The following is a 22,473-nucleotide window of genomic DNA, read 5'->3' on the forward strand; positions in this document are numbered from 1 at the left end:
TAATTCTGAACATAGGCGCGCAAGATTTTCCGTTCCTGTTACGTTTATTGCGAAAACTTTAGATTTATTATTCTCATCTTCGGCCAAGTCTACAGCAGTCCACGCAGCACAATGAATTAATCTATCAGGACGGACAATTTTTAATACTTTCTCGACATCATTATAATTCGTAATATCAAGTTTAATATATTCGCAGGACTCTGAACCCGAAAAATTTTCTTGAATATCAGACGCAATGCAATTAATTCCGCGTGAAGTAAGCTCGTGAACTAAATCGCGCCCTAACTGCCCATTTGCCCCAGTTATAAAAATTTTCTGCAAGTTTATAATACCTCCTTTAATGCGTATCTATATATTTACCGTCAAGAATATCCTTCAAATATTGCCCGTATTGATTTTTGCGCAAGACCTCATAAACTTTCATAATTTCGTCGCGGTTAATCCACCCGTTTAAGTAAGCAATTTCTTCAAGACAAGCAATTTTCCTGTGTTGATGGGTCTCTACAGTCTTCACAAAATTTGTAGCGTCCGCTAAACTCTCATGAGTCCCAGTGTCTAGCCACGTAAAGCCCTGACCTAATAATTCTACGTTCAATTGATTGATTTCAAGATATATGCGGTTCAAGTCCGTTATTTCGAGTTCGCCCCGCTTTGAAGGTTTAAGATTTTCGGCGAATTCTATAACTCGATTGTCATAAAAATATAAGCCTGTTACGCAATAATTGCTTTTAGGTTTGGCCGGTTTCTCTTCGATTGAGACAGCCCGCCCGTTTGAGTCAAATTCTACGATTCCGAATCTTTCAGGGTCATCAACATAATATCCGAAAATTGTCGCGCCCTTCCCTGATTCTGCATTCTTGACAGCTGCCCGCAGTCTTTTCGCGAGTCCCTGACCTGAAAAAATATTATCGCCTAAAATCATAGCTACTGTGTCAGAGCCTATAAATTTTTTGCCGATTATGAATGCCTGCGCCAGTCCGTCCGGTGAAGGCTGTTCAGCATAAGAAAAATTAAGCCCGAATCTTTCTCCGCTGCCTAATAACTTTTCAAATCTCGGCAAATCTTCAGGTGTCGAAATAATTAATATATCGCGTATTCTTGCCTGCATTAATATTGAAAGGGGATAATAAATCATCGGTTTATCATAGACGGGTAATAACTGCTTTGACGTTACAAGAGTAAGAGGATATAAACGTGTGCCGCTGCCTCCAGCTAAAACTATGCCCTTCATGCGCTTAAAAGCCTCCCGGAAAATTTTATAATAGTGCGGAGGAGGGGACTTGAACCCCTACGTCATAAACACTAGATCCTAAGTCTAGCGCGTCTACCATTCCGCCACCCCCGCGCAAAAAAGTGGATGACTAATATTTTAACATGTAAAGCTAATTTTGCTAGTTTATGGGAACTTCCATCGGGTAATTTCCATTAAAGCAGGCTTTGCAGTAAGTATCCTGCTCACAGACTTCCCGCAAATTCTCTTCACTCAAATATGTAACTGAGTCGGCTCCTATATACTCGCAAATTTCATTTATAGATTTCTGGACGGCTATTAATTTTTCTCTGTGAGGCGTATCAATTCCGAAATAACAAGAAAATTTAACTTCAGGAGATGCCGCACAAACATGAATCTCTTTCGCGCCTGAATCCCTCAAATGCTTAACTATTCGCCTTAAGGTCGTGCCTCTTACTATTGAGTCATCAATTATTATTAACCGCTTGCCCTCGATATTATGCCTGATTGTAGCGAGTTTGATTCTTACTGCGTCCTCGCGCTGTTCCTGAACTGGTAAAATGAAAGTCCTTCCCATGTATTTATTCTTGATTAAGCCCTCGCCGTATGGAATCCCCGACGCTTCAGCATATCCAATCGCAGCAGGAATCCCCGAATCCGGCACGGCCATAACTACGTCTGCATCGATTTTATTTTGCTGGGCGAGTTTCATTCCGCATTTACGCCGAAATTCATAAACGCTGACTCCGTCAACTATGCTGTCAGGGCGCGCAAAATATACCATCTCGAAGACACATAAATTTTTCTTGCACCAGTGAGAAGGCTCTATAGTTTGAAGTCCGCTTTTATCTATTATGACAATTTCACCGGGCATTACATCGCGCAAAAATTCAGAGTCAAGTGCTTCAAGTGCGCAAGTTTCGGACGCAAGGACATATCCCGAATTATTCGCAAGAGTCCCTATACATAAAGGGTGCAGGCCGTAAGGGTCTCTAACTCCGATTAATTTGTCGCCTATTGTTATTACGAGAACATACGCGCCTTTGATTAGACTCATAGCGTTTTTTATGCCGGGCAGAATTCCGCGGGTCCCATGCTGGCAAATTAAATTTAATATTGACTCCGAGTCGCTTGTCGTGTGAAAGATTACGCCCTCATCCGTCAACATTTCGCGCAATGAGTCGGCGTTTACAAGATTCCCGTTATGAGCTAGGGCAATTTCTCCGAGCCTGCAAGAAGCTGCTAAAGGCTGGGCACTCCTGACGCTTTCATCGCCGGCAGTTGAATATCTGACATGACCGATCGCAATATTTCCGGGAAAATTCGTAAAAGTTTCACCCCTGAAGACTTCACCAGCAAGACCGAGCCCCTTTCTCAGCTCCATTGAGCCGCTAAAGTTCGCAGCAATTCCCGCACTCTCTTGGCCTCTATGTTGAAGAGCATACAGCCCGTAATAAACAAGGTGGGCTGCATTCTTGCTCTCATCATTGCGATATACGCCTATTACTCCGCATTCTTCGTGAAGTTCACTGGACATTTTTATTTATTTATGCGTGAAAAAATTTCTTGATAGGCTTCTTCCACTCCGCCGAGATCCCGTCTGAATCTATCTTTGTCGAGTTTCTCATTTGTCGCAGCGTCCCAGAATCTGCACGTGTCAGGCGAAATCTCATCAGCTAAAATTATTTCATTGTTATTATTTATGAGTCTTCCGGCCTCAATCTTGAAGTCTATTAATTTAATGCCGATTCCAGCAAAGAAATTTTTCAAGACTTCATTAACTTTATAGGCCATCGAGCTAATTTGTGATAATTCATGCTCAGTTGCTACTCCCAGCGCGATAATATGAGAGTCATTTATTAACGGGTCATTAAGTGCGTCATTTTTCAGGGAATATTCAAGAGTAGAAATTTTCAGGGGCGTACCTTCTTCGACTCCGTAACGTTTTGAGAATGAACCGGCGGCGATATTGCGTATAATTATCTCAAGAGGGACAATTTTTACGGCTTTTACTAGAGTCTCCCTGTCGCTCAACTGTTCGGCAAAATGAGTCTTGACTCCGTTTTTTTCGAGTAATTGAAACATTGCATTACTCATTTTATTATTTATTATGCCCTTGCCCGTGATAGTTCCGTGCTTGAGCCCGTTAAATGCAGTCGCGTCGTCCTTATATTCGACGATATAATAATCGGGGCTTGATGTAGCAAAAACTTTTTTCGCCTTGCCCTCGTAAATCTGCTCTAATTTCTGAATGTCGCTCATAAAAAAATTAATTCCTTTCATGAAAAACTGTATAAATTATATTACATTCAAGAAAAAATTTGCTAGAAAGTATTATTTTTGCGCGAAAATCTTTTATAGTTCGTGAAAGTCATTCATGCCTGATTGTTAATTTCTTGAGAGAGTGAAATAATTTATCCCGTAAAAATTCACATGCCCTGTAAAGCCGCTAATTAATAAATGAAATGATTAGGAAGGAGGCAGATTTTATAAATGGATTTCAATATAGCACTAGTTGAAGATCAGGAAAATGACGCTTATAAATTAAGTACAGTTATTCGTAAATTCTTCGCAAAACAGCACAGAACAGCAAAAACTATTACTCACTACACGAACAGCAGCGACTTTTTACGAGGATTTGAGCCGGAAAAATTTAATATTATCTTCATGGATATATTAATGAATGACATAAACGGGATTGAGACAGCCGGCAAAATCAGATTAATAGATTCTCAAGTCCTGATAATATTTATAACGTCATCGCGTGAATTCGTATTTGATTCGTTTTTCTCTGCCTCCGTGCCTGTCAGACCATTTGATTATATTCTGAAGCCCTATGACTTTGAGCGGCTTAGCAAGACATTAACTGAAGCTGTGAAAATTTTAGAATCTCCTGAGCCTGCTTTGAATGTTAGAGTTTCGCGAAGTAATTATAATATTCCCTATAAAAAAATTTCGGCTGTGCTATCAAGTAATCACGCAGTAGAAATAATAATGACTGACAGCAATTGCCTTATTTGCTCAATGAAATTTAACGAGGTCGATAATATTTTGCTGAGTGATAAAAGATTCTTATTATGTAACAGGGGATTAATTATAAATATGGACTGTGTTAGATCTCTAAGCAAAGATAAAGAAGTATTTATCATGAAAGACGGCGGGCGTTATCCTTTGAAAGTCAGGGGCAGGGCGAAAATTATAGAAGACTTCACGCAGTATCAAATCTCAAGAATTCGAGGGAGTGCGGGAATATGATTTTATATTTACGTTATGCCCTTGAATTTGCGATAATTATACCAGCTGCAATATTTTCATTTATGCCGGTTAGTGAACACTTAAAATTTGACTCGCTTATAGTTTACGGCCTGACAAGTATATTTCTTGCGTGCTTTATTGTGATTGGCGCATTCTTGAAATCTAAGGCGGCATTAATAGCGGGCTTGCTGGGACTATTTATAATTTATTATTTCTGCGTTGACATGCAATTTAACAAGAAATTATTTTGTTTCTTCAATTCTGCAATGTTGTGTGCTATATGTCCGGCCTATACGATTATATTAATGGGTCCGCTTGAAATTGCGAACGAGTCCGGCGTTTTCTTGTTAGAGTCAGGCTTTATGAATCTTGCTATAGCTCTATTAATGATATTAATATTTATCAGGACGGCCTATAAAAGAATTCCCGTTTTACTCAATGAAGAAAGAATTAACGCTATATGGAATTATTTATATTTGATTCCGCTTGTGATGACGATTTTAATTTACTGGGCTACACCTGTGAGTCCCCGTGTTGTAATGACTGGCCGCGTTAGATCTATATCTATGTTTCTTTTCTCGTTGATTCCGTTGATGATATTTATTTTATATTATATTTTCTGGTGGACTACGGCAAAATTAACACAGAGCGCGAATTTACAGCAGGAAAATATTTTATTGAGACTTGAGAATAAGCGGTATAACGAGCTTAAAAGCTATATAGAACACGCTAAAATTTTAAGGCACGATTTCAGGCAGCATTTACACGTGATTAGCGAACTCGCAGACTTAGGCAAAATTAACGAGTTAAGAGAATATTTATCGCAATTAAATGACTCGTCAACTGCAAAATATATAATATTTTCTTCAAATAGTGCAGTGAATGCCGTAGCTTCTCATTATGACTCATTTGCTAGGAAACAGGACACAAAAATTTTCTGGCGACTTGAGATTCCTTCAGTATTGCCCGTGAAAGAGTCAGATTTTTGCGCAGTACTCGGAAATTTGACAGAAAACGCTTTGAAGGCCGTCAAGAATTTAGACTCAAGCAAACGCAATATAAATATAATTTCGTCAATGCTTTCTGACTCTATGCTTGGACTCTCAATTGATAACCCCTTTGAAGGCTCGATTAAATTAAATAAAAACGGGCTGCCAGTGTCATCAGGGATCGGGCTTTCTTCGGTGTCAAACATAGTCGGGCGTTACGGCGGCTCATTGAACATAAAGACGGACAATAATATTTTTTCAGCGGGATTAATATTTTACATAGATATATAAATTTGTGAGTAATGACTTGTATTTATGAGTCTTTCTCGAATAAAAATTTTTTAGGAGGTACTATTTATTATGAAGCGTTTTGCTTTAGTATTTGCGTTAGTGTTAGTGCTTGCGATTTCTGCAGGTGCTCAGGATTTCGGGAAGTTCACGGCTGAAGTTCCGGACGGCTGGACAGCATCACAGAACGGCCCTACAGTGATTTTTACGAAAAATGACAACACATCGAGTCTTACTATTACAGTGGACGAGTCAGGCGGGGCAACAGCAGAACAGCTTGCAGAGGCTTTTGTCGGTGAATTTGAGAAGACCGGCCAATTCTCAGAAATTACAAAACCTGAAGCAGACAAGGACGGCGATTATTCATTTGACATGACGAATAAACAAGGAGTCGTAAGTAACTGCCTGCTTAGGGTAGACGGCGGCAAATATATGCTAATGGTCATTAGCGGGGCAGAACATGGCGGAGACGACATCATGAAGATTCTTAACTCAGTTAAGGAAAAATAAATTTTTACTCATAAAGCATAATTTTTTTTCACGGGGGAGTCTGCATAAAAGCGGGCTCTCTCGTTCGTTATTTATTAGCGTGATATAATTCATTCTCACAATAAAAATTTTTTCAGGAGGTATTAATTTATCATGAAGCGTCTTGCTTTAGTATTTGCGTTAGTGTTAGTGCTTGCGATTTCTGCAGGTGCTCAAGATTTAGGAAATTTTGCGGCTGAAGTTCCGGACGGTTGGACAGCGAATCCCATGCCGACTCTCTCGACGATTATATTTGTGAAAAATGATAATAACGCTATGGCCTCAATCACGGTAGACGATGCCGGCGAATCAACAGCGAAACAAATCGCCGATTATTTGACATCAGTATATAAGCAGCAGGGCTATATTGACATGACAACGCCTGAAGAAGACGAGAACGGAAATTATATCGTCAACATGAAGAATCAGCACAAATTACCTTCACGCGCTTTATTCTCTGTAAAAGGCGGCAAAGCGTGTGTTATATTATTAGTCGGACTAGAGAGCGGCAAAGAAGGCTTTACGAAAATTTTAGATTCTTTCGCACTCATAGAGAAAAAAAATTTGCTTGAGACATTCAAAATTTCTGATAATCTAATCTCTAAATAAAGTTTCATAATTATTTATGCTCGCAAAAAAATAGCGGAATAGAGCGCAAATACTCTACTCCGCAGAAATATTAATAAATCTTATTCGCCGCCGCCTTCAGGGTAAATCATAGGGGCATCTCCTCCGCCAAAGTCGCCGCCGCCTCCAAAGTCTCCGCCAGAGTCACCGCCAAAATCACCGCCGCCGGTATCGAGTTCGGGTTCGGGTTCAGGAGCTGACTCGGGTTCGGGTGTGTTGTTACTGTTATCTTCTTGATTGCCGAAGTCGCCGCCGCCGCCAGTTTCGGGTTCAGGTTCGGGTGTAGATTCAGGTTCGGGTGTGTTGTTGTTACTTTGATTGCTAAAATCGCCGCCTCCGTCAGTGCCTGAATTATTATCGTTGTTGCCTGAAAAATCGCCGCCGCCGCCAGTTCCTGAATTATTATCGTTGTTGCCTGAAAAATCACCACCGCCGCCAGTGCCTGAATCATTATCGTTGTTGCTTGAGAAGTCGCCGCCGCCGCCAGTTCCTGAATTATTATCGTTGTTGCCTGAAAAATCACCACCGCCGCCAGTGCCTGAATTATTATCGTTGTTGCTTGAGAAATCGCCGCCGCCGCCAGTTCCTGAATTATTATCGTTGTTGCCTGACAAATCGCCGCCGCCGCCAGTTCCCGAATCATTATCGTTGTTGCTTGAGAAGTCGCCGCCGCCGCCGTAACCTGTATTATTTATCTCGGTGTTATTGAACTCGTTATTATTGACTTCAAGATTTGTGATTTCAGTATTGCTATAATCATTATATTCGTTAATTATAGTTGTATTATTCTGCTCGACTGAAACCCAATCGCCTCCGCCAATATAACCGCCCGGCGCATAGTATCCGTAATAAGAATATCCGCCCGTGTAGTAAGCCCCGCAGTACCAATAAGCCGGTCCCCAGACATCTACGTAAATTAACGGCCTGCTATATACTGGGAATATTACAATATCAAGATCATAACGGACTCTTGTATAGCCCTGTTCTGCTGCCTGCTTATATAGTGCTGCTGCCTGTTTAGAGTCTTTCTTGACTCCGATTCCCTTTTCGTACATTACTCCGAGATTATTTTGTGCGAGTGCATAACCCTGATCAGCTGCTTTCTTGTATAAATTTGCGGCCTGTTTAGGGTCTTTCTTGACTCCGACTCCTTTTTCGTACATTACTCCGAGATTATATTGTGCTCCTGCGTCTCCGGCTTGTGATGCTTTATTCCACCATTTTGCGGCCTCTTGAGGAGTCTTCTTTACGCCCTGACCGAGATAATACATTGCTCCGAGCGCGTTTTGTGCTGCGATGCTGCCTTTATTCGCTGCTTGAGTGTAAAATTTCACAGCTTGATTAAAATCTTTCTTGACTCCGTAGCCGTTCGCATAAAATACGCCGAGATTATACAGTGCTTCAGAATTCCCTTTCTGGGCTGCCTTCTGATAATAATTAAGAGCCTGCTTATAATCTTTCTTGACTCCTTCACCGAGCGCGTAAATTGTTCCCATATGACTTAAAGCTGCTGGGTCATTCTTATCGGCTGCCATTTTCCACCATTTTGCGGCTTCCTTAAAATCTTTCTTGACTCCCTTCCCCTCGTGAAACATGAAACCGAGTTCGACTTGAGATTTTATGTCGCCATTTTGTGCTTTCTGGGTGAGTGCTCTAAGATCTGCCGCATATGCCGTTGTCGTAATTAAGAGTGCGAATAAGACAAATAAAGCAATGACTGAACGCGAAAATTTGTAGTGTCTCTTCATGATGTAAAAATATCTCCCTTCATGAATAATTATTATTTGAAAATTTTAGCACTAAATAACTATCATAAAAATCTGTAGTGTAACTTATATGCTATAAAGATAAATTTTTTATGAAAGCCGGGCAAATATTGAGGCAAAATTTTATATTGTGCGTGAACTCAAGACAAAATATTTACTTGAAAATTTTATTATTGCGTTAAAATCATGCTGTGTAACTTATATGCTATAAAGATAAATTTTTTATGAAAGCCGGGCAGATATTAAGTCAAAATTTTATATTGTGCGTGAAATAATTTTTTGCGTGAACTCAAGACAAAATATTAGCTCGAAAATTTTATATTGAGCTGGCAAAATAAATCGTGAAGGCTAGAAAAAATTTTTTATTAATCCCGCTGTCTATCTTGAATGACTCGTATAAATAATAATGACGCAGCAAAATAAAACGTAACCGCTTTTTATCGCAAAAATCAGCGTTTTATGAGATAATGACTTCACGAAAATATCAATTAACATATTGACATGAGTAAAATTTTTTGTAGCGTAAATTCTCGGAAATCTTAAAATTTAAAATGGGAGTTTGCAGTTACGAGTTGTAGCCGGGAAAAATTATTATTAAATTCGCCCGTCTGCTTTTAACCGGAAAGGAGTTAATTATATTACATGATACAAAGACTACACAGAAGCGATCTCGGAAATTCTCTCCGTACGCTGATGGAAAACGACCCCGCCTTCCGTCCTGTAGCTTATTTCTCAATGGAAGTCGGACTTAAGGAGTCTATCCCAACTTATTCCGGGGGACTTGGAGTTTTAGCGGGTGATATTCTCAAGAGTGCCGCAGATCTCGGAGTTCCTATGGCTGGAGTAACGCTTTTATATCGCAAGGGATATTTTGTTCAAGAATTCAATCAAGATGACTGGCAGAAAGAAAAGCCCGTAGTATGGGATCCTTCAAAAGAGTTAACATTATTACCTAACAGAATTTCTATAACTATTCAAGGCCGAGAGATTCAAGTCGGAGTCTGGGTCTATGAGTGCATTGGCGCGACTGGTTATCCGTTACCGATTTATTTTCTTGATACTGATTTCGAGCCTAATCACCCCGATGATCGTAAACTTTGCTGGTATTTATACGGCGGTGATAATCGCTACAGACTTTGTCAGGAATTTATACTCGGTGTAGGCGGCTTGAGAATGTTACGCGCACTAGGTTATATGAATATTGACACGTTCCATCTTAATGAAGGACATGCGGGATTCTTGACTCTCGAATTAATGCGTGAACTTGGATATTATGACCCTGACAGAATCCGCGAACAAGTTGTATTTACGACTCATACGCCAGTCCCCGCCGGACATGATTATTTTGAGTTCGGCCTGATTGATCAGGTCTTCCCTGATGACGCACTCGCAACTATTCGACGAATGATGCCGAATATGCCCGGAGTCTCAATGACTGAATTAGGATTGAAATATAGCCGCTATGTAAACGGAGTCGCAAAGAAACACGCTGAAGTAAGTAACTCAATGTTCAAAATGGAAACTGTTGACTGGATCACAAACGGAATCCATCCTACAACATGGGTAAGCTCAGGAATGAGAAAACTTTATAATAAGCATATACCCGGCTGGGAATTAGATCCGGGCAGACTCGTTCAGGCTCTTACGATTCCTAAAGATGAAGTCTGGGCAGCTCATCAGGCTTCAAAATTGAGATTGTTTGCTAGAGTCCTTGAGTCAAACGGCGTGCAGTTAGACCCGAATAAATTGACTTTAGGATTTGCAAGACGTGCGGCAACTTATAAGCGTGCAGATTTATTATTAACTGATGTAGCGAGACTCAAGAAAATAGCGGGCGGGAAGGTTCAATTTATTTTTGCTGGCAAGTCTCACCCTCATGATGACGGCGGAAAGAAATTACTTCAGAAGATACGCAAGGCCGGGCGCGAATTAGGCGAAGAACTTCCTATTATATTTATTGATAATTACAACATGGAAATTGCATCGCTTTTGACTCAGGGTGTAGACGTATGGCTTAATACTCCTGTTAGACCGAGAGAAGCAAGCGGAACAAGCGGAATGAAGTGCGCTATGAATGGTATCATGAATTTCTCAGTGCTTGACGGCTGGTGGATTGAAGGCTGGATTGAAGACGTAACAGGCTGGTCAATCGGCCCCGAACCTACAGAAACAGAAGCAGACGCACATTATGACGAAAATCTTGACGCAATTGATCTTTACGAGAAATTAGAGAAAAAAGTTATTCCCACGTACTACAATAATCATGATAAGTGGGTCGATATGATGAGGCATACTATTGCCCTTGACGCGAGCTTCTTCAACACACACAGAGTAGTTCGCGAATATGCCGCAAAAGCCTATTCAATAGACTTCAGAGGCATGTAATCTTGTACTGAAAGGAATGTAATTGTAGTAAAAATGGCTGTTAAAAACGGTAGTGGAATAAAAGTTTTATTTGTATCGACAGAGCTTGCACCGTTCTCAAAAGTCGGCGGACTGGGAGATGTAGCGGGATCTCTGCCGAAAGCATTATGTCAGGCGGGCGTAGATGTAAGAGTAGTAACTCCTGCATGGCCCGGAGTTCTTGAGAGAGTCGCGGCTTCAGGCGTAAAGACAACAACTGTGCGCAAAAAAGTTTATGCGGCTTATGATTGGCGCATTCATTCAGCAGATATAATCAAGGCCGATATTAAGGGCGTTACGACGTATTTCTTGAAGGCTGAAGATTATTCGGGCGATATGTATCCCTCGCAGTTAAATTTTTGGACTGCTTCACCGTTTGCCGTTTTCTGTATGCAAGCATTAGAGCTCAAGAACGCTATTGACTGGGTGCCGGATATTTATCACTGTCATGACTGGACGAGCGCGTTTCTTCCATGTGCTTTGGCTTGGCATAGACACTACCGGCAGACCGGCGAGAAAAGCATCATGACTCTTCACAATGTTGCTTATCAGGGAATATTTGAGCCGTCCCCGTTCCTTGAGGCTTCAGGACTCGAACCTTGGAGCTTCAGTTCGTCAACGATGGAATTTTACGGACAAGTTAATTTACTCAAGGGCGGAATCGTCGCAGCTACAGCAGTCAGCACAGTATCACCGACATATGCGAGCGAGATTCAGACTTACGAGTCAACTCGTGAATTATCCGGAATTCTATATCAGCAGCGCAGCAAGTTACGAGGCATTATCAACGGACTTGATACTAAATACTGGGATCCAAACGGGGATAAAGCAATTCCGGCAAAATTTTCAGTTAAGGATCTCAGAGGCAAAGCAGCTTGCAAGAAAGAATTACTAAAGCGGGCAGGGTTTGACGAGAACACAGACGCTCCTGTTATAGTGTGTGTAAGCAGACTCGTTGAACAAAAAGGGTTCGATATGGTATTTAATGCGGCTCATCAAATTGCAGAAACGGGCGCAAAATTATTAATTCTCGGCTCCGGCCAAGACTGGATAGAAAATGGAATTATTCAAGCAGCAGAAGCTAACCCGGGCAGCATTAAATTATTCAAAGGTTATGACGAGCCATTATCGCACTTAATGTACGCGGGCGGAGATATTTTCTTGATGCCTTCAGTGTTTGAGCCGTGCGGATTGTCTCAAATGATTTCAATGAGATACGGGACTGTTCCTGTAGTTCGTGAAGTCGGCGGATTGCGTGACACAGTTTTTGACGTTGACAGACCAGAAGGCGGAAACGGATTCACTTTCTTAACCTGCGACGTTGACGGCATGATGTGGGCATTGAGGCGGGCTGTTGAGCGTTACCAGAATAAAGACGAATGGAAAAAAATAATGCTTGAGGGAATGCGTGAAGATTTCACATGGGACAAATCAGCCGGTCTCTATAGAGCAATGTATGAGGATTTAATGCAGTAATTAATTATTAATCAGGAATAAACGCCTCTTGTGAATAAATAAATTTTTGCGGGGGGCTTTGTTTATAAAATATGAAGGAGGTTTAATTTCATGTACACAGGCAAACACGGAAGAGTGTTAGGCATCGTTCTCGCAGGAGGCAAGGGCGAGCGTTTAATGCCGCTTACACGTTATCGCGCAAAGCCTGCAGTTTACTTCGCCGCAAAGTATCGTATCATTGATTTTGCACTCTCCAATTTAATTAACAGCGGGATTTATTCGATTTATGTTCTGACCCAGTTCAAGAGTCAATCTTTAAGCGAACATATCGAACGTGGCTGGCAGTTCGGCGGAGCAATGAGGGGCCGAGATTTCTTCGTTACTACAGTACCGGCGCAAATGTGGAGCGGTGAACACTGGTTTCAAGGCACAGCAGATGCAGTATATCAAGCATTACACATGATTACTCGTTATCGTGCTGACAGAGTTTGTATTTTTGCCGCAGATCATATTTACAAAATGGACGTTGATCAAATGATCGCGTGGCACATGGCGCAGCATGCAGATGTTACAATTGCTGCAAATGTCGTTCCCGTCGAAGAGGCGAATCAATTCGGCTGTATTAAGACTGACAGCAAAGGCCGAATTCTTGAATTCATGGAGAAGCCGAAGAATCCCCCCGAAATTCCCGATAAACCCGGCTTTAGTTATGTCTCAATGGGCAATTACGTTTTTGAGCGCAAAGTCCTTGAAGAGTCATTAAATGCCGACGCAATGAAGGAAGAAACAAGCCACGATTTTGGCAAAGATATTATACCGGATCTCGTTGCACATGGTATGAAAGTCTGCGCTTATGACTTCTCGACAAATGTATTGCCTCACCCGTCAGCCGAGACAGAATTAATTCACCAGTGGAGAACTGATAAACCCTACTGGCGCGACGTAGGAACTCTTTATGCTTACTGGCAGGCACATATGGAACTAATAGGCCACGAGTCAGAAATGACGCTCTATAATCCCATGTGGCCGATTCGCACGGTTTCTTATGGTGATCCACCTTCATATTGTTATCCTGACAGCGGCCACCCGTGTAATATTAACCGAGTAATGTTATCTGAAGGCAGCAGGATTTTCGGAGCGGACGTGTCTAATTCAGTTCTTGCTAGAAATTGTCTCGTTCAGGCCGGCAGCGTTGTCGAACAAAGTATTATCGGCCATGATGTTGTAATCGGCAAAAATTGCAGAATCAAACGCGCTATTATAGACGGTCATAATATTATCCCCGACGGGACAGTTATAGGCGAAGATCCCGAACTTGACGCGAAAAATTATTATGTAGATCCTAAATCCGGCATAGTAGTCGCTGGTGTACCTAAAGAATTATATTTGACAGGTGCCGACGAACTAGAAGAAGCTCAGAGCTGGGACACTATGGGCTAAAAAATTTTATGAGATCTCAGGCATCTTCGGAAATGATTATATATATTTTTCCGGAGGTGCTTTTATTTATATATTTATTTAATGAAGGAGTAATTTAATTTGTCGCTTGTGTCAGAACTTGAGAAATTTACGAGAAAATATTTATACTTCACGCCGTATTATAACCGCAGAAGCCCTATTAATCCCGAACCGCCCGAAATTTATAACTCACACGGGGAGAAATTACACGTGTTTTTCCTGTCAGACCGCGAAATCTCGCACAATCCATATGCTACAAGACAGCCTGAATATATTTTATGGGACAGATATAATTTTGCGCTGAAGACTCATTTTTACAGCCACTATGAAGCATTTAATCTTGTCGGGAGTCCTGATAAAAGATTCGCTTTCTTGAACGAATCACGAGCAATCAAGCCAAAATGTTACAAGAAATATTTACGCGAAAAAAAATATTTCGAGAATGAATTTGATTTAGTCTTCACGTTTGATATTGATATTCTTGAGACGATTAATAATGCCCGGTTAGTTCCGTTTTGTGCTAATTACTGGTACGGCGAAATTGATAGAAATATTAAACTTTCACGTGATAATTATTTGCGCAAAGATAAAAATATTTCGATTCTGTCATCTCATAAGAAATCATGCGAGCTGCATTTATTGCGTAAAGATTTAGCTTTCAAGTGCAGAGATCAAAATCTTGCGGACGCTTATGGGACATTTGACACGGGCGAGAAGGGCTCATTAATTCCACCGGAACGCACACTCGAAAAATATAGATACTCCATAATAATCGAGAATGATATAACGCCGTATTTCTTCACTGAAAAAATTACAAATTGTTTCGCAGCCGAGACCATCCCCGTTTATTTAGGAGCTACTAGGATACATGAATTCTTTAATCCCGACGGAATCATAAATATTTCAGTAAATGACGCTCAAAATATCGAGAAAATTTTATCTCAATGCACACCGGCTGAATATGAACGCAGGCTCCCGGCAATTCTTGACAATTTCGAGCGGGTTAAAGAATTTCGCAGCATGTATGATTATATGTACGATAAATATTTAAGAAAATTTTACGAGTGAATTATTTGCGAAATAGTCCCGCCCCCGATTACTATATCCCCGTCATAGATTACTGCTGCTTGGCCGATCGCCGGGACTTGCTGACTCTCTGCAAATTCTATGATTAATTTATTATTCTCTTGATTTATAACCGCAGGAATTTCTTTTTGCCGATAACGCAATTTCACACGGGCATGAAAATTTTTTACCTCGTCAAGTGCTATTAAATTCGCATTACTGGCAATTACTCCGCGTGCCTGTAAAACTTTTGAGTCCTCTTCAGCAAGCATTATATTATTCGAGTCAATATCTATATTTGCAACGTATAAACGCGATTTTGCAGCAACTCCGAGTCCCCTTCTCTGTCCGATTGTATAATTTATTATGCCCTTGTGAGTGCCTATTATACGCCCTGACTCGTCTATGAAATTCCCGGACTTGTAAATTTTGCCGGTAAAATTTTTAATAAATCCCGCGTAATCATTATCACTAACAAAGCAAATATCCTGCGAGTCATGTTTTCTAGCATTCACAAAATTTAACGACTCTGCAAGCTCTCTTACTTCAGGTTTAGTCATGTCCCCTAATGGAAAATCTATACTAGCAAGTTTTTCTTGTGTAAGCATATAAAGCACATAACTTTGATCACGTTCTAAATCCTTGCCCTTGCTCAATAAATAACGGCCTGAACTTTCACGCGTAATTCTTGCATAATGTCCGGTCGCTATTCTTTCAAGTCCTGATTTTCTCGCATAATCGAGCATTAATCCAAATTTCATAAATTTATTACATGTTATACAGGGATTCGGCGTGCCTCCTGACTCGTAAATTCTCACAAAGTCATTTATCACTATTTCTGCAAACTCGCGGGAATAATCAATTATTTCATGTTGAATCCCTAAATTATCACAAATTTTCCTTGCATCATCGCATGAATTCCCGTGTAAAATCATAGTCGCGCCCTTGCAGGTTTTATATTTCTCGCGTATTAAGAAAGCGGAGACGCTGCTATCAACACCCCCGCTCATGGCAATTAAAACACTCATGAATTATTTTAATAGATCGCTCATTTTCTGGAGTCTTCTTATTGCCTCGTCTAATACTTCACTCGAACGCGCAAAATGGAATCTTATTAAATTATTTATCGGCTCACGGAAAAAGCTAGACCCCGGAACAGCGGCTACTCCTATATTCTTTATTACCCATTCACAGAAAGCCAGATCCGTCCAGCCCTCAAATTGCGGTAACTGCAAGAAATTGCTTATATCTACCATGACAAAATAAGAACCCTGCGGCACATTATGCTTTAATCCTGCGTTGTCGAGTCCCTGCAAAAATCTATTTCGCTTCTCAGTATATTTTGCTTTGAGATCGTCATAATATTCGGGCGGCAGCTTAAACGCATTAACGGCGGCTTCCATGAGGGGGGCAGCTGCTCCGACTGTCAGGAAGTCATGAACTTTTCTAGCTCCGTCTACAACATCAGCAGGGCCGATTAAATAGCCGAGTCTCCACCCAGTAATTGAATAAGTTTTCGAGAGCGAATTACACGTAATAACATGATCGAACATTCCGGGAAGTCCTGACGCGTAAACGTGTTTATATGGGTCAAATACTATATGCTCGTAAACCTCATCAGTGATTATATAAGCGTCATATTTTACAGCAAGTTCGCCGATTGCGATTAATTCATGCTCGGTGAAAACTTTTCCGCAGGGATTCGAGGGATTACAGATAACAATTGCTTTTGCGCCGTCTTTGAAGCCCTGTTCTATCAGCTTTATATCAAAATCATATGTCGGAGGCACTAAAGGCACATAAATCGGAGTCGCTCCTGACAAAATTGCGTCCGCGCCGTAATTTTCGTAAAATGGCGAGAAAACTAATACTTTATCGCCGGGGTTGCAGATAGTCATCATTGCCGACATCATTGCTTCAGTACTTCCGCATGTAATAACTATTTCAGTTTCCGGGTCGATTTCGCGGTTAATTGCTTTGCCTTGTTTCTCACAAATTGCATCACGGAAATTTTTAGCTCCGAAAGTTATAGCGTACTGGTGCGGGCCTGTATATGCTGCCTTAGCAAGTGAGTCAAGCATTTCCTTAGGCGGATCCCAGTCAGGAAATCCCTGCGATAAATTAATTGCACCGTATTTGTTGCTGATTCGAGTCATTCGTCTTATAACAGAGTCCGTGAAAGTTCCGACTCTATCACTTAATTTCGGCATGGTAAAAATTTCAAATCCTTTCGTTTAACGTGTCTAATAATATTTATAGACAATTTTAAATTTTACTCGCACATTTTGCAATATAATATATTTTTTTCTCCCCCCTCGGGGTTGGGAGGGGGGCAGGGGGGGAGGGGCGGGCGAACAAGTTCGCGTTTTCATTTCGGGCTAGCGGGATGGCAATACACGAATTAATAATAAATTGCCTTCTCGTAAAAAAATTTCTGCGTCATTGTCAGGGCTTAATACCTCGTTGCTTATTCCATATTGATATGACGGCGTAATCTCAGCATTCTCAAGATTATATTTTGCGTGATTTATATCGATTCCGCGTGCAGTCCCTGAAATATTTATTAAGGAGAAAAATTTACACCCATATTTTACACGGACTCGTTCACCAGCTGAAATTAATTCGATTTCTGAGTAATCATCTATAATAATCGCTCGTTTATTTGCCTGCTTTAACATCATAAGCGCGTAAATATTCCCTAAAGTGTGATCAAGCCTTCCGCCTGTTACTCCGATTAACAAGAAATCATCATAACCGCGTTTAATAGCTTCTTTCACGGCATAAATCGAATCCGTATCATCTTTTATGACGGGCAGGACTATAACATTATTTAAATTTTCAGGTTTAGAATGCGAGTCAAAATCTCCGATTATTAAATCAGGCTTAAATCCCAGCGAGTCAACATGTTTTAACCCGCAATCACAGTAAATAAAATAGTCCTGACTCGATAAATATTTGCGCATTAACGAGTAATTATTTATTTCTGCACCGCCTATTATTACACAGCGTTTATTATTCATGATTATATGCCATGTCCCAGAATCCCATTTCATAGAGCGAGCAGTTTCTAAAAATTTCGGCCAAGTGATTTAATTGCGATTCACTATAATTTTTTGCTGACTCCTCTATTGCTTTCACTAAAATTTGATTAGTCGCGCTATATTCTTCACCTGAGTAGCATTTTATCCAGTTCCCATATAATTCATGATTACTTGATTCCGGGTTATTCTTCACGATATTTTTTGCTATATCTTCATAACTCAAAGCACATGACAAAATCGCCGCTAAGATTTCCGGTTCTCCCTCTTCATAGGCCACTCGCAGCATATATGACGTATAAGAAAGATTCTCAATTGAACGGGGAGTCGAGTCTATTTCCTGTTGAGTTACGTTTAATTTGCCCATATAGCCCCGGTGTATATCGAGTTCAACATTTGCTATAGCTTGAATCACGTTCGCAAATATCTGCATAGTTCCGAGTGATTTTGCCTTTGCTGCTCCCAGTGCGAAAACTTTTGAGTACTCGTTTAAATATAAATAGTCTTGAATTATATAATATTTAAATTTTTGCGGGTCTAATTTTCCGGATTCGAGTCCCTTCACAAACGGGTGATTATTATATTCTGCCCAGAAATCAGAGACGGAATCACGTAAACGCTCAAGCAAATTTTTATAATTATTTTTGCAAGTAAAGCCGGTATTATATTTATGAATAAATCTATCTGATAAATTAAAAGCGTGATTCATAGGTCCGCAGCCCTTGCCTAAATCTAACATAGCACCGAGAGCACCGGAAATATAATTTTTTGCGAGCCTGACAGACTCATCAAGTGTAAAATCTTTCGCCAAATTCGCAGCAATAGCACTTGAAAGTGTGCAGCCCGTCCCGTGTGTGTTATTCGTGTTAATTCTTTTGCCGTAATACCATTTATAAACGCCCTGCCTGGTACATAATAAATCATTTGCGTCATTAACTGCATGACCGCCCTTAAGCAGCACAGCACACCCGAATAAAGAATTAATTTTCCCGGCAGCCTGAATCATGTCAGACTCGTTATTAATTTTCATGCCCGATAAAATTTCAGCTTCGGGAATATTAGGTGTTATTATCATAGCAAGCGGTAATAACTCATTTGCTAGAGTCTTTATAGCGTCGTCATTAATTAATTTGCTCCCGCTAGTTGCTACCATGACGGGATCTATTACGATATTTTTTGCGTGATATTTTTTCAGGGACTCGGCGATAACGTGTATTAAATCTGAACTTGATACCATGCCGATTTTCACAGAATCAGGGAATATATCCGTAAAAATTGCGTCTAACTGTTTATTCAAGAAATCCGGCGATGACTCAAGAATTCCCGTGACTCCTAAAGTATTTTGCGCCGTCAATGCTGTAACAGCACTCATTGCAAAAACTCCGTTCATTGTCATAGTCTTAATATCGGCCTGAATTCCCGCCCCTCCTGATGAGTCACTGCCTGCAATTGTTAAAGCTGTCTTCATGATTAAATTATTGTCCCTCCTGTTAAATAAAATCTATAAAATTTTTAACGTAATAATCACATATATTTATAATTCTTGCGCGCTTGTCTATATTTGAATTATCTTCGACTCCGACTGTAATAAAATTTGCTGACTTGGCCGTCTTTAATGCATATAAAGCGTCTTCAAACACGGCTATATTATTCGGCTTTAAATTCAAGAAATTTGCGCATTCAATGAAAATTTTAGGCTCGTGTTTATTCGTGTTGAGCTCCGAACATGTAAAAATTTTCGAGAAATATTTATTTATCCCGTTGCGAGTCAATGCTGCCTGCAATAAATTTTGATCTCCTGAAGTTGCTATTACTTTAGGAATATTGAGAGAGTCAAGAAATTTTTTGACTCCCTGTTTTAATTCGACCTCATAATAATAAAAATTTTCGATTATGCGCAGGATTCCTGATTGAATCTCATTCACGGGGAAGCACAAATTATATTTATTCTGCAAATATAAGCAGCCCTGTTCTAAGCTCATGGGATAAAGAATTTCAGCTAAATTTTTTTCAGGGACAATATTTAAAGACTCAAGATAGCGCGAACCTAATTCCCGCCAAATATGCATAGAGTCTAATAATGTCCCGTCTGCGTCAAAAATTGCGGCCTTAATATTCTTATCAAGCAAAATATTTTCCTGATAATTCACGTAAATTCTCGGCTGCCTTCCTGATATTTTCTTGGGCAAAGATCGCGCTTATTACTGCAATTCCCGCAATTCCTGAGTCCTTAAGTTCGGCTAAATTCTGCGTTGTTATTCCGCCTATTGCAACGACGGGAATTTTTACGGATTCACAAATTTGCTTCAAAGCCTCGTGAGTAATATCGACTGCATCAGACTTTGATCCCGTATGAAAGACTGCCCCCGCTCCGAGATAGTCAGCACCTTTTGACTCGGCGATAATTGCTTCCTGCTGCGTCCTGACAGAAACGCCTAAAATTTTGTCATGACCTATTAAAGCCCGCACATTTCCGGCCTCCATATCGCTTTGTCCAACATGAATCCCGTCGGCGTTGATTTCTCTAGCAAGTTCTACATCGTCATTAATAATAAACGGGACATTGAAATTTTTACATAATGCTTGAATCTCTAAGGCCTCGCGCTTGAATTCGTCATGTGATAAATTTTTCTCCCGCAATTGAACGAGAGTCGCCCCGCCTAAAATCGCCTCTTTCACGTCGTCATATAATCTGCGCCCGTTGAGCCAGTATCTATCAGTTACAGCATAAAGCAATAAATCTTGTCTAGAAAATTTCATATTTTGCGCCCCGGTCAAGTTCTTCACTTGTCATGTTATAAATCTCGTCAATAATATTATTGCGATAACTTGAATTGCCGACTCCGTCTTTAAAAGCTAATTCTCCGGCCAAGCCCATTAAAGCCACCGCAGCCGCCGAAGACTCTAATTTATTATCAGGATTTGCCGCGATAAAAGCCGTCATAATTCCCGATAATTGACAGCCTGTCCCGGTTATTCTGCCCATTTCAGGCCGTCCGTTGCGAATCACGTAACATTTTGACGAGTCAGAAACTAAATCAATAGCCCCCGTTAATGCAATAATAGAACCTGAAGACTGCGCAAAATTTTTCACAAAGTCAATCATAAACGCAAGATTATTATCACTTACTGAGTCGGCCTTATCAGCGTCAACACCGTGAGTAGTTCCCGATCCGAGCGCAAGAGTCTTTATTTCCGACGCATTACCCCGAATGACATCAAATTTTATTTCTTTAATGAGCCTTAATGCTGTATTAGTCCTTAATGAGCTGGCACCTGCTCCGACCGGATCAAGCAATAAAACATGGCCGAGTTCTGAAGCCTTTAACCCCGCTTTAAACATGCTCGTAATAGTCCGTGAATTAAGAGTACCGATATTTATATTTAACCCGTTACAGATTTGAGTGATTTCTACTGCGTCATCAGGCTCATCGGCCATTATGGGACTCCCTCCGCAGGCAAGTAATACATTAGCAACGTCATTAACAGTAACATAATTCGTGATATTATGAATCAAGGGCGATTTATTACGCACATTTTCAAGACAGACTCCGAATGACAAAATATTTTCCTCCTTAAAACTTAAAAAATTTCTCAAATGAGCCTGTATTAAATTCTGAAATTCCCTCCGCCGGCATTACCCGGATCAGGTTCTTATGGTCGGAATAATTATTCCCTCTCAGCCTGTAACACAAGCTCCCATTTAATGAACATAATCATAAAATTTTTATAAATTATACGCGTGAATATATATTTTTTGCAAGTCAATCTATCAACTAAAATATTTTGCGCTTGACAGAACTAGATAAAACCTGTAATCTTACATAGTAAACGCCCAAGATATTTTTTACGGGCAAATATTTTTATTATTTATTATTTATTCAGGAGGCTTTTTTTTCATGGCACAGGGTACCGTAAAGTGGTTTAACGAGAGCAAAGGCTACGGCTTTATCACCGCAGACGAGGGCAAAGACGTATTTGTCCATTTCAGCGCAATTCAGGGCGAAGGTTTCAAGACGCTCAACGAGGGACAAAAAGTTTCGTTCGATATCGTAAACGGAGAGAAGGGGCCTCAGGCTGCTAACGTTGTAAAGCTGTCTTAAGTAAGTCAGTCTCCTGCAAACTACCTCGAAAACTTCTATATAGGCAGCAGATGGAATCACTTTGACACAATGATTTATGAGGGATCCTGTGAATGCAAGACCCTCATTTTTTTTTTTTCGAGTTCACAGTTAAGACACAAAAATTTTATTGCGCTATTCTTTCTATCACACATTTATATAAGATCAATCACTAATAAAAAATTTATCGCAAAATCACGCTTTATTCTACTCCCACCCGCCCACCCGCCTGCTTCGCAGACGAGTAGA

Annotated in this window: 20 protein-coding genes, 1 tRNA gene, 1 pseudogene and 1 riboswitch; of the genes and pseudogenes, 9 read left to right on the plus strand and 13 right to left on the minus strand. The window is 40.5% G+C overall.

Annotation, left to right across the window (positions count from 1 at the left end):
* The 5 genes from IJS99_05005 to IJS99_05025 all read right to left on the minus strand — a co-directional run.
* Positions 1–321: SDR family NAD(P)-dependent oxidoreductase (locus tag IJS99_05005; protein MBQ7561174.1), on the minus strand; the 321-nt coding region annotated here is incomplete at its 3' end.
* A gap of 16 nt (positions 322–337) precedes the next feature.
* The gene (gene rfbA, locus IJS99_05010; protein MBQ7561175.1) at positions 338–1,231 is read right to left on the minus strand and encodes a glucose-1-phosphate thymidylyltransferase RfbA; all 894 of its coding nucleotides are present in this window, start codon (positions 1,229–1,231) and stop codon (positions 338–340) included.
* 34 nt (positions 1,232–1,265) lie between these two features.
* Positions 1,266–1,345 (minus strand) — tRNA-Leu (locus tag IJS99_05015).
* 46 nt (positions 1,346–1,391) lie between these two features.
* The gene (locus tag IJS99_05020; GenBank protein MBQ7561176.1) at positions 1,392–2,768 is read right to left on the minus strand and encodes an amidophosphoribosyltransferase; all 1,377 of its coding nucleotides are present in this window, start codon (positions 2,766–2,768) and stop codon (positions 1,392–1,394) included.
* A 2-nt stretch (positions 2,769–2,770) separates the two neighbouring features.
* A complete protein-coding gene (locus IJS99_05025) occupies positions 2,771–3,484 on the minus strand; it encodes a phosphoribosylaminoimidazolesuccinocarboxamide synthase (protein ID MBQ7561177.1) in 714 nt (237 codons plus the stop codon).
* 240 nt (positions 3,485–3,724) lie between these two features.
* Between IJS99_05025 and IJS99_05030 the strand changes: the two genes are divergently transcribed.
* From IJS99_05030 to IJS99_05045, 4 genes are all read left to right on the plus strand, one after another.
* Complete coding sequence (locus tag IJS99_05030) at positions 3,725–4,486, plus strand: response regulator transcription factor (protein ID MBQ7561178.1); 762 nt, start codon at positions 3,725–3,727, stop codon at positions 4,484–4,486.
* Positions 4,483–5,766, plus strand: a complete 1,284-nt coding sequence (locus IJS99_05035; GenBank protein MBQ7561179.1) for a sensor histidine kinase — start codon at positions 4,483–4,485, stop codon at positions 5,764–5,766. The genes IJS99_05030 and IJS99_05035 overlap by 4 nt, the downstream gene beginning before the upstream one ends.
* Before the next feature lie 69 nt (positions 5,767–5,835).
* The gene (locus tag IJS99_05040) at positions 5,836–6,273 is read left to right on the plus strand and encodes a hypothetical protein (GenBank protein ID MBQ7561180.1); all 438 of its coding nucleotides are present in this window, start codon (positions 5,836–5,838) and stop codon (positions 6,271–6,273) included.
* A gap of 132 nt (positions 6,274–6,405) precedes the next feature.
* Complete coding sequence (locus tag IJS99_05045; GenBank protein MBQ7561181.1) at positions 6,406–6,900, plus strand: hypothetical protein; 495 nt, start codon at positions 6,406–6,408, stop codon at positions 6,898–6,900.
* A gap of 80 nt (positions 6,901–6,980) precedes the next feature.
* Here the strand turns inward: IJS99_05045 and IJS99_05050 are convergent, their stop codons facing one another.
* Complete coding sequence (locus tag IJS99_05050) at positions 6,981–8,666, minus strand: SEL1-like repeat protein (GenBank protein ID MBQ7561182.1); 1,686 nt, start codon at positions 8,664–8,666, stop codon at positions 6,981–6,983.
* 660 nt (positions 8,667–9,326) lie between these two features.
* Here IJS99_05050 and glgP point away from each other — a divergent pair.
* From glgP to IJS99_05070, 4 genes are all read left to right on the plus strand, one after another.
* Complete coding sequence (glgP, locus tag IJS99_05055; GenBank protein MBQ7561183.1) at positions 9,327–11,069, plus strand: alpha-glucan family phosphorylase; 1,743 nt, start codon at positions 9,327–9,329, stop codon at positions 11,067–11,069.
* 33 nt (positions 11,070–11,102) lie between these two features.
* The gene (locus IJS99_05060; protein MBQ7561184.1) at positions 11,103–12,563 is read left to right on the plus strand and encodes a glycogen synthase; all 1,461 of its coding nucleotides are present in this window, start codon (positions 11,103–11,105) and stop codon (positions 12,561–12,563) included.
* 90 nt (positions 12,564–12,653) lie between these two features.
* Complete coding sequence (glgC, locus tag IJS99_05065) at positions 12,654–13,982, plus strand: glucose-1-phosphate adenylyltransferase (GenBank protein MBQ7561185.1); 1,329 nt, start codon at positions 12,654–12,656, stop codon at positions 13,980–13,982.
* A gap of 99 nt (positions 13,983–14,081) precedes the next feature.
* A complete protein-coding gene (locus tag IJS99_05070; GenBank protein ID MBQ7561186.1) occupies positions 14,082–15,068 on the plus strand; it encodes a hypothetical protein in 987 nt (328 codons plus the stop codon).
* On the opposite strand, the gene mnmA is transcribed toward IJS99_05070, so the two are convergent.
* The 7 genes and pseudogenes from mnmA to thiM all read right to left on the minus strand — a co-directional run bounded on the left by mnmA (position 15,059) and on the right by thiM (position 21,665).
* The gene (gene mnmA, locus IJS99_05075; GenBank protein ID MBQ7561187.1) at positions 15,059–16,093 is read right to left on the minus strand and encodes a tRNA 2-thiouridine(34) synthase MnmA; all 1,035 of its coding nucleotides are present in this window, start codon (positions 16,091–16,093) and stop codon (positions 15,059–15,061) included. The two genes, IJS99_05070 and mnmA, sit on opposite strands and share 10 nt — an antisense overlap.
* 3 nt (positions 16,094–16,096) lie before the next feature.
* Positions 16,097–17,275, minus strand: coding sequence for a pyridoxal phosphate-dependent aminotransferase (locus IJS99_05080; GenBank protein ID MBQ7561188.1), 1,179 nt, complete (start codon positions 17,273–17,275; stop codon positions 16,097–16,099).
* Between the two features lie 168 nt (positions 17,276–17,443).
* Entirely contained in the window at positions 17,444–18,085 is a 642-nt protein-coding gene (locus IJS99_05085; protein ID MBQ7561189.1) for a thiamine diphosphokinase, read from the minus strand.
* Positions 18,086–18,785: 700 nt separating this feature from the next.
* Positions 18,786–19,574 (minus strand): annotated as a pseudogene (thiD, locus tag IJS99_05090) (bifunctional hydroxymethylpyrimidine kinase/phosphomethylpyrimidine kinase).
* Positions 19,575–19,593: 19 nt separating this feature from the next.
* Positions 19,594–20,292 (minus strand): HAD family phosphatase, encoded by a 699-nt coding sequence (locus IJS99_05095; protein MBQ7561190.1) that lies wholly within the window; start codon positions 20,290–20,292, stop codon positions 19,594–19,596.
* On the minus strand, positions 20,225–20,863 hold the full coding sequence (gene thiE, locus IJS99_05100) for a thiamine phosphate synthase (GenBank protein MBQ7561191.1): 639 nt from the start codon (positions 20,861–20,863) through the stop codon (positions 20,225–20,227). The genes IJS99_05095 and thiE overlap by 68 nt, the downstream gene beginning before the upstream one ends.
* On the minus strand, positions 20,850–21,665 hold the full coding sequence (gene thiM / locus IJS99_05105; GenBank protein ID MBQ7561192.1) for a hydroxyethylthiazole kinase: 816 nt from the start codon (positions 21,663–21,665) through the stop codon (positions 20,850–20,852). The genes thiE and thiM overlap by 14 nt, the downstream gene beginning before the upstream one ends.
* A gap of 43 nt (positions 21,666–21,708) precedes the next feature.
* Positions 21,709–21,816, minus strand: a riboswitch (TPP riboswitch).
* 186 nt (positions 21,817–22,002) lie between these two features.
* Between thiM and IJS99_05110 the strand changes: the two genes are divergently transcribed.
* Entirely contained in the window at positions 22,003–22,206 is a 204-nt protein-coding gene (locus tag IJS99_05110; protein ID MBQ7561193.1) for a cold-shock protein, read from the plus strand.
* The last annotated feature ends 267 nt before the right edge of the window (positions 22,207–22,473 follow it).

Source organism: Synergistaceae bacterium, assembly GCA_017444345.1.
Lineage (GTDB): Bacteria > Synergistota > Synergistia > Synergistales > Aminobacteriaceae > JAFUXM01.